Annotated in this window: 8 protein-coding genes and 1 pseudogene; all 9 read left to right on the forward strand. The window is 63.7% G+C overall.

Annotated features, from left to right (window positions below; translation table 11 throughout):
• On the forward strand, nt 1-1204 hold a 1204-nt coding region (gene miaB, locus EOA36_RS19520; RefSeq protein ID WP_127279023.1), incomplete at its 5' end, for a tRNA (N6-isopentenyl adenosine(37)-C2)-methylthiotransferase MiaB.
• Between the two features lie 83 nt (nt 1205-1287).
• Nucleotides 1288-2280 (forward strand): PhoH family protein, encoded by a 993-nt coding sequence (locus EOA36_RS19525; protein ID WP_224536181.1) that lies wholly within the window; start codon nt 1288-1290, stop codon nt 2278-2280.
• 17 nt (nt 2281-2297) lie between these two features.
• Nucleotides 2298-2804, forward strand: a complete 507-nt coding sequence (gene ybeY, locus EOA36_RS19530; RefSeq protein WP_127279025.1) for an rRNA maturation RNase YbeY — start codon at nt 2298-2300, stop codon at nt 2802-2804.
• Between the two features lie 28 nt (nt 2805-2832).
• Nucleotides 2833-3909, forward strand: coding sequence for a hemolysin family protein (locus EOA36_RS19535; protein ID WP_127279026.1), 1077 nt, complete (start codon nt 2833-2835; stop codon nt 3907-3909).
• A gap of 14 nt (nt 3910-3923) precedes the next feature.
• Nucleotides 3924-4394 carry a VOC family protein gene (locus EOA36_RS19540; RefSeq protein WP_127279027.1) on the forward strand — a complete coding sequence of 157 codons (471 nt, stop codon included), beginning with the start codon at nt 3924-3926 and terminating at the stop codon, nt 4392-4394.
• Between the two features lie 89 nt (nt 4395-4483).
• The gene (gene lnt, locus EOA36_RS19545; protein WP_127279028.1) at nt 4484-6076 is read left to right on the forward strand and encodes an apolipoprotein N-acyltransferase; all 1593 of its coding nucleotides are present in this window, start codon (nt 4484-4486) and stop codon (nt 6074-6076) included.
• A 139-nt stretch (nt 6077-6215) separates the two neighbouring features.
• The gene (locus tag EOA36_RS19550; RefSeq protein ID WP_127279029.1) at nt 6216-6635 is read left to right on the forward strand and encodes a helix-turn-helix transcriptional regulator; all 420 of its coding nucleotides are present in this window, start codon (nt 6216-6218) and stop codon (nt 6633-6635) included.
• A gap of 168 nt (nt 6636-6803) precedes the next feature.
• On the forward strand, nt 6804-8069 hold the full coding sequence (gene metK / locus EOA36_RS19555; RefSeq protein ID WP_127279030.1) for a methionine adenosyltransferase: 1266 nt from the start codon (nt 6804-6806) through the stop codon (nt 8067-8069).
• Between the two features lie 27 nt (nt 8070-8096).
• Nucleotides 8097-8253: pseudogene (locus EOA36_RS38360) on the forward strand (tRNA (guanosine(46)-N7)-methyltransferase TrmB); the annotation flags it as partial.

Here is an 8253-nt window from a genome sequence, read left to right on the forward strand (position 1 = left end):
CACCTGCCACATCAGGGAGAAAGCCGCCGAAAAGGTCTATTCCGAACTCGGCCGCATCCGCGACATGAAGGCCGAACGCGCCGGTGCCGGCCGCGAGATGCTGATCGGCGTCGCCGGCTGCGTGGCGCAGGCCGAGGGCGCCGAGATCATCCGCCGGTCGCCGGCCGTCGACCTGGTCATCGGTCCGCAGACCTATCACCGTCTGCCCGATGTGCTGGCGCGGGTGCGCGGCGGCGAGAAGATCGTCGAGACCGAATACGCCATTGAGGACAAGTTCGAACATCTGCCGCAGCCGAAGCGCGCCGAGTTGATCAAGCGCGGCGTCACCGCCTTCCTCACCGTCCAGGAAGGCTGCGACAAGTTCTGCACCTTCTGCGTCGTGCCCTATACGAGAGGCTCGGAAGTGTCGCGGCCGGTGGCGCAGATCGTCGCGGAGGCCGAGCGCCTGGCCGAGGCCGGGGTGCGCGAGGTGACGCTGCTCGGCCAGAACGTCAACGCCTGGCATGGCGAGGGCGATAATGGCGCGGAATGGGGTCTCGGCCGCCTGCTGTTCCGGCTGGCCGAAATCCCCGGCCTGGCGCGGTTGCGCTACACCACCAGCCATCCGCGCGACATGGACAACGAATTGATCGCGGCGCACCGCGACCTGCCGTCGCTGATGCCCTATCTGCATCTGCCGGTGCAATCGGGCTCAAACCGCATTCTGAAGGCGATGAACCGCAGGCATACTGCCAAGGATTATCTGGCGCTGCTCGACCGCATCCGCGCCGCGCGCCCCGATATCGCGCTGTCGGGCGACTTCATCGTCGGTTTCCCCGGCGAGACGGAGGCCGATTTCGAGGCGACCATGGAACTGGTGCGCCAGGTGGGCTACGCCTCGGCCTTCTCGTTCAAATATTCGCCGCGTCCCGGCACGCCGGGGGCCGACATGCCTGACCACGTGCCGGAAACGGTCAAGGACGAGCGCTTGCAGCGCCTGCAGGCATTGCTGCTGAAACAACAGCAGGATTTCGGCTCGAGCCTGGTCGGCAGCACCATCGATACGCTGATCGAGAAGCCCGGCCGTCAGGCCGGCCAGAAGGTCGGCCGCTCGCCTTGGCTGCAGCCGGTTATTGTTGATGAAAAGGCCGGCGAAATCGGTGACATTATCAAGGTGCGAATCACGAAGACGGGCTACAACAGCCTGTTCGCCGAATTGGCCTGATGGTCTCGGCAGATGAGGAGAGACGGTTGAGCGCAGCGGAGCTGAAGAATCTGCCCCCGGTACCGGCATCCGGGGCTTCTGACATGGCGCACATCGTTCTGACTTTCGACAACAACAAGCTTGCCAGCGCCCTTTACGGCCAGTTCGACGAAAACCTCGCCCGGCTCGAGCAGAAGCTCGGCGTCGATATCCGTTCGCGCGGCAATCAGCTGACCATCAAAGGATCGGCGTCCGCCGCCGAACAGGCGCGCCGTGCCTTGGACAATCTGTACGGCATCCTGCAGAAGGGCGTCGATATCGGCCAGTCCGATGTCGACGGTGCCGTTCGCATGGCTATCGCCGCCGACGACCAGCTCACGCTGCCGACACTGGAGCGCAAGGGCAAGGTTTCCGCCGCCCAGATCGCCACCCGCAAGAAGACGATCTATGCCCGTTCGCTCAACCAGGACGCCTATATGCGGGCGCTGGAGCGTTCGGAGCTGGTGTTCGGCATCGGTCCGGCCGGCACCGGCAAGACCTACCTGGCGGTGGCGCATGCGGCGATGCTGCTCGAGCGTGGCATGGTCGAGCGCATCATCCTGTCGCGGCCGGCAGTCGAAGCCGGCGAACGGCTGGGCTTCCTGCCGGGCGATATGAAGGAGAAGGTCGATCCGTATCTGCGTCCGCTCTACGACGCGCTCTACGACATGATGCCGGCCGACAAGGTCGAGCGCGCCATTGCGGCCGAAGTGATCGAGATCGCGCCGCTTGCCTTCATGCGCGGCCGCACGCTGGCGCACGCCGCGGTGATCCTCGACGAGGCGCAGAACACCACGCCGATGCAGATGAAGATGTTTCTCACCCGTCTCGGCGAGAACTCGCGCATGATCGTCACCGGCGATCCGACCCAGATCGATCTTCCTCCGAGCACCAAATCGGGCCTGGTCGAAGCTTTGCGTGTCCTCGACGGTGTGGCAGGCGCGGTAACCGTGCGCTTCAACGATGTCGACGTCGTTCGCCATCCGCTGGTGGCTGAAATCGTCAGGGCCTATGACCGGGACGCCAAGCTGGCGCGCGGCCTCGGTGCCGAGAATTGATGTGACGATGCGGCCTCATGCCTGAGGACAACACATCCGGCGGCGGGAGCCTTCCGGTTCCCGTCGAGATCGACATATCGATTGAAGCGGGCGACTGGCCCGATGAAGCAAGCCTGACGCGGCTGGTCGATCGCGCGGTTGATGCCGCCTTTGCCGAGACCGGTGTGACGGGTCATTCCGAACTCAGCATTGTTTTTTCCGACGATGCCCATATCCGTACCTTGAATGCGGACTGGCGCGGCAAGGACAAGCCCACCAACGTCTTGTCTTTCCCGGCTTTTCCGCATGTGAATGGTGGCCCACTGCCGCCGATGCTCGGCGACATCGTGCTTGCCGCCGAAACCGTGGCGCGCGAAGCGGCACTGGAAGACAAGCCGCTGGAGAACCATATCTGCCATCTCGTCATCCATGGCCTGCTGCACCTCATGGGCCATGATCACGAGACCGACGCCGAGGCCGAGGAGATGGAAGCCATCGAGCGCGCCGCGCTTGCAAGGCTTGCCATTCCCGATCCCTACGCGTAACTAAAAAAGACCAATTGACCGGACGACGATGAACGACAAACCAGAGACTGCCGCCCGCCCCGACGCCGGCAGTGCGACCAAGGCTTCCGATACGTCGGAAGAGGGATCAAGTCCGAGTACCATCACTGGCAGCGCCGCCATCGAGCCGTCGCCTGCCGGTCCCTCCCTGTTCAACCGCGTGCTGGGCCTGTTCCGGCAACGCAATGGCACCAGCCTGCGCGAGGAGATCGCCGGCGCGCTCGCCGAGACGACGAGCGATGTCGAATCCTTCTCGCCTGGCGAGCGCGCCATGCTCAACAACATCCTGCGCCTGCGCGAAGTGCGCGTCGAGGACGTCATGGTTCCGCGCGCCGATATCGAGGCGGTCGAGATCGCCACGACGCTTGGTGACTTGCTTGGCATGTTCGAACAATCCGGCCATTCCCGCATGCCGGTCTATTCCGAGACGCTCGACGACCCGCGCGGCATGGTCCATATCCGAGACGTGCTGGCCCATATCACCAAGCTGGCGCGCGTCAGGAAAGGCCGCACGAGCCGCAAAACGCCCGTCGCCACGGTTCTTGATCTTGCCCAGGTCGACCTCGCGCGCACCATCGGCGAGCTCAATCTGATCCGCCAGGTCCTGTTCGTGCCGCCGTCGATGCTTGCTTCCGACTTGATGGGCCGCATGCAGACGACGCGCACGCAAATGGCCCTGGTCATCGATGAATATGGTGGCACGGACGGCCTCGTCTCGCTCGAGGACATCGTCGAGATGGTGGTCGGCGACATCGAGGACGAGCACGACGACGATGAGCCGATGATCACCCAGACCGGCGACGGCGTGTTCATCGTCGACGGCAAGGCCGAGATCGACGAGGTCGCCAAGATGATCGGCGAGGATTTCGCCGCGGGGGAACATGGCGAATATGTCGACACCATTGGCGGCATGATCTTCAACACGCTCGGCCGCGTGCCGGCGCGTGGCGAGGTGGTGCAGGCCATCCCTGGCTTCGAGTTCCATGTGCTCGATGCCGATCCGCGCCGCGTCAAGCGCGTGCGCATCGTGCAGAGCCAGAAGGGCGAGCGCCGCCGGCGCGCCACGGCGCGCACCGAACAGGCCTGAAAAGCTGCCGCGCAATGACAATCGAGGATCCGTTCAAGCATCCGGTCCTCGGTTCTGGCGTGTTCTACCGCGACCCGCGTGCGGCGCTGGATTGGCTCGAAGCGGCCTTCGGCTTCGAGCCCAGCATGGTGGTCCGCGATACCGGCGGGAAACTGATCCATGCCGAGATGCGGTTCGGGGATGGTTGTATCATCGTCGATTCTGAATGGGCCGATCATGTCGCGAGCCCCGCATCGGTCGGTGGCAAGAACACGCAGTCGGTCTATATCAGGCTGAAAGACGGCCTCGATGCGCATTGCGAGCAGGCCCGCGCGGCCGGTGCCGCCATAATCCAGGAACCGGCGGACCAGTTCTACGGCGAACGCCAGTATCGGGCGCGCGATCCCGAAGGCCATGTCTGGACGTTCACGCAGCCAATCCGTTCTGTTTCCCGTGAGGAGGCCGAGCGCCTGGGTGGCTTGCGCATCGAGGGTTGGCACCGGTAGAGCCATGGTCGGTCATGCGGCCGGCGTTTGGAGTGCAGGCCGCGGCCTGATAAATCTTGGCTCCTGATTCGCGCGACTCGGAAGTATTCATGGTGCGCCTTGCCGGCCGGATAATTCTGCTCTGGGGCTGGCGCCGCGCGCTCGTGGCCTTTCTCGCCGGAGCGCTGGCGGTGCTGGGCCAGGCGCCTTACGATTTCTTCGCCGCCTGTTTCATTTCGTTTCCGGTGCTGGTCTGGCTGCTCGACGGCGCGACCGGCGAAGCCTCCGGCAGCCTGGTCCGGCGCCTGCGGCCGGCTTTCGCCGTCGGCTGGTGGTTTGGCTTCGGTTATTTCCTCGCCGGCCTTTGGTGGATCGGCTCGGCGCTGCTGGTCGAGGCCGACGATTTTGCCTGGGCGCTTCCCTTCGCCGTGGTCGGCATTCCTTTCGCGCTCGCATTTTTCTATGGCTTCGCAACGATGGTCGCCCGCCTCCTGTGGAGCAGCGATATCGGCCGTATCGCTGCCCTTGCCTTCGGTTTTGCGCTGGCGGAGTGGCTGCGCGGCTTCCTGTTCACCGGATTTCCCTGGAATGCCATCGGCTACGCGGCGATGCCGGTCCCCCTTTTGATGCAAAGCGTCTCGGTGACCGGCATGATCGGCATGAACGCGCTCGCGGTTTTCCTTTTCGCACTGCCGGCGCTGCTGGCGGCGCGCCGGCATCTTCGGCTGGGCGCCGCCCTGTTTGTCCTGCTCGTCGCCGCCCATGCCGGCTTTGGCTATGTCAGGATCGCGGCCCCCGAAAAGCCGGCGGCGCGCAGTCTCGATGTCCGTATCGTCCAGCCGGCCGTCGACCTGTCGGAAAAGTGGGATGCCTCGGTGCGTGACCGCATCTTCGCCACCTTGCTGGGCCTGTCTTCCAAGGCGCCGGATCCAGGTCACGAAAGACCGCAACTGATTCTCTGGCCGGAAACCTCGGTGCCGTTCCTTTTCACCGAGCGCCCCGATGCCTTGACGGCGCTGGGCGACATGCTGGGCGACGGCCAGATGCTGATCGCTGGCGTCGTGCGCGAAGAGGGCGGCTCGGCGGCAAGCCCCGACAGCCGCTACTACAACTCCGTCGTGGCGATCAACGACAAGGGCGAGATCGCCGATGCCGTGGACAAGGTTCATCTGGTGCCGTTCGGCGAGTACCTGCCTTTTGCCGACCTGCTCGGCCGTTTCGGCATCGAACAGCTCGTCGCTGGGCCGATGACGTTCACGGCTGGCAACGAGCGTCATCCCATCACGCTGCCGGGTGGCATTCGTGCCCTGCCATTTATCTGTTATGAGGTGATCTTTCCCGATCTGGTGGCAGTTGACGCAACGTCAGCGCAGCTTATTGTGAACGTTACCAATGATGCATGGTTCGGCGACACGCCGGGACCGTATCAGCATTTCAGGCAGGCCCAGATTCGCGCGGTGGAGAACGGATTGCCCCTGTTGCGTGCTGCCAACAACGGCATCTCGGCCGTTGTCGACCCCCGTGGCCGCGTCGTCGATGCGCTGGCCATCGACGCGCGCGGGGCCATCGATGTGAAGGTTCCTGTTTCCGAACAGACGGTGATTTCGTCCCGTCAGCGGCGCATTAACGGAACGCTGATCATGTTGCTGTTTGCGCTGGGAGGGGTGCTGTTGAACGTAAGGCAAAGGCTACGGGTGAATTGACAGTTGGCACATTAGAAACTCATACTGTACCGCCTGAAAATTTCTCGAAGCCGGTGGATCGTTCTGTTGGGGCAGTCGCCTCCGGTTTTCTTTGGGCAGGAAAAAAATCACAAAGCCGAAAAAATTCGGCGAGGAAAAAATGACAGAAGAAAACAAGAAGAAACCGAATCCCATCGACATCCACGTTGGAAGCCGGGTCCGGCTTCGCCGCAATATGCTCGGAATGAGCCAGGAAAAGCTGGGCGAGAATCTCGGCATCACGTTTCAACAAATCCAGAAATATGAAAAGGGCACCAATCGCGTCGGCGCCAGCCGTCTGCAGGCGATAGCCTCCATACTCGGCGTGCCCGTCGCCTTCTTTTTCGAGGATGCGCCGGGCCAGGAGCTGACGGCCAACCGTGGTTTTGCCGAGGATAGCTCGATGGCTTTCGCCGTCGAATTCTGCGGCAGTCCCGAAGGGCTTCAGCTCAACCGGGCCTTTGTCAAGATCGCCGACGTCAAGGTGCGCCGCAGGATCATAGACCTGGTGAAATCGCTCGCCGAGGACGATCTCGACTGATCCGCGATGCGCTTCGCACCGGCGGCGTGCGCCGCCGGTGGCACAAGATATCGTCTCCGACATTCAGGCCAGACCGGCGGCAACGCTTGACGAGCAGCGCTTTGCCCCGCTAACACGTGGCGCGCCAAAATCGGCAGCCTGCCGATCGTTTTTCAAGAGGGGACACCCGTGACGCGGCAGAACTACTTCTTTACCTCGGAATCCGTTGCCGAGGGCCATCCCGACAAAGTCTGTGACCGGATCTCCGACGAAATTGTCGATCTGGTCTATCGTGAAGCCAAGAAGACCGGCATGGACCCGTGGAAAGTCCGTGTGGCCTGCGAGACGCTGGCGACCACCAACCGCGTCGTCATCGCCGGCGAGGTGCGCGTCCCCGAGACGCTCTTGAAGAAGGACAAGGCCGGCAACATCCTCAAGGATGCCGCGGGCCACCCGATCGTCAATCCGGCGAAGTTCAAATCCGTCGCCCGCAAGGCGATCCGCGAGATCGGCTACGAGCAGGCCGGCTTCCACTGGAAGACGGCCAAGATCGAGGTCCTGCTGCATGGCCAGTCGCCCGACATCGGCCAGGGCGTGGACAACGCGGCCGACCGTCAGGGCGAGGAAGGTGCCGGCGACCAGGGCATCATGTTCGGCTATGCCTGCCGCGAGACGCCTGACCTGATGCCGGCGCCGATCTACTACAGCCACAAGATCCTCGAACTCCTGGCCGCCGCCCGTCACGAGAACAATGGCGAGGCCGGCAAGCTTGGCCCCGATGCCAAGAGCCAGGTCACCGTTCGCTATGTCGACGGCAAGGCCGCGGAGGCGACGCAGATCGTGCTGTCGACCCAGCATCTCGATTCGAGCTGGGATTCCAAGAAGGTCCGCAAGGTCGTGGAACCCTATATCCGCGAGGCATTGGGCGACCTCAAGATCGCTGACGACTGCATGTGGTACATCAACCCGACCGGCAAGTTCGTCATCGGCGGTCCGGACGGCGATGCCGGCCTGACGGGCCGCAAGATCATCGTCGACACCTATGGCGGCGCGGCCCCGCATGGCGGCGGCGCCTTCTCCGGCAAGGACACCACCAAGGTCGACCGGTCGGCCGCCTATGCGGCGCGCTACCTGGCCAAGAACGTCGTGGCGGCGAAGCTTGCCGACCGCTGCACCATCCAGCTGTCCTACGCCATCGGCGTCGCGCAGCCGCTGTCGGTCTATGTCGACCTGCACGGCACCGGCAAGGTCGACGAGGCCAAACTCGAGGATGCCCTGCGCACCGTGATGGACCTGTCGCCTTCCGGCATTCGCCGTCATCTCGATCTCAACAAGCCGATCTACGCCAAGACGTCGTCTTACGGCCATTTTGGCCGCAAGGCTGGCCGTGACGGGTCTTTCTCCTGGGAAAAGACCGATCTGGCCAAGGCGCTCAAGGATGCTGTCGCGGCCTGAGGGCGGCGGCAGGACTTGCGCCAATCGATGCGTGACGGGGACAGGCCAAGCCGCACGACCGAAGCCTTCTTCGGCCGTCGGCGCGGCAAACCTGTTCGCCCGCAGCAAGCGGCGGCGCTGGAAAGCGGGCTTGGCGCCTATCGGCTCGATCTGACGGCTGAAGCCCCGTCGGATCCGCGGACCC

This window comes from Mesorhizobium sp. M8A.F.Ca.ET.021.01.1.1 (genome assembly GCF_003998025.1).
Taxonomy (GTDB): Bacteria; Pseudomonadota; Alphaproteobacteria; order Rhizobiales; family Rhizobiaceae; genus Mesorhizobium.

Excerpts from the sequence above, each read along its gene's own strand:
- EOA36_RS19525 (WP_224536181.1), top strand. The coding sequence starts at position 1,288 with ATGGCGCACATCGTTCTGACTTTCGACAACAACAAGCTTGCCAGCGCC.
- ybeY (WP_127279025.1), top strand. The coding sequence starts at position 2,298 with ATGCCTGAGGACAACACATCCGGCGGCGGGAGCCTTCCGGTTCCCGTC.
- EOA36_RS19535 (WP_127279026.1), top strand. The coding sequence starts at position 2,833 with ATGAACGACAAACCAGAGACTGCCGCCCGCCCCGACGCCGGCAGTGCG.
- EOA36_RS19540 (WP_127279027.1), top strand. The coding sequence starts at position 3,924 with ATGACAATCGAGGATCCGTTCAAGCATCCGGTCCTCGGTTCTGGCGTG.
- lnt (WP_127279028.1), top strand. The coding sequence starts at position 4,484 with ATGGTGCGCCTTGCCGGCCGGATAATTCTGCTCTGGGGCTGGCGCCGC.
- EOA36_RS19550 (WP_127279029.1), top strand. The coding sequence starts at position 6,216 with ATGACAGAAGAAAACAAGAAGAAACCGAATCCCATCGACATCCACGTT.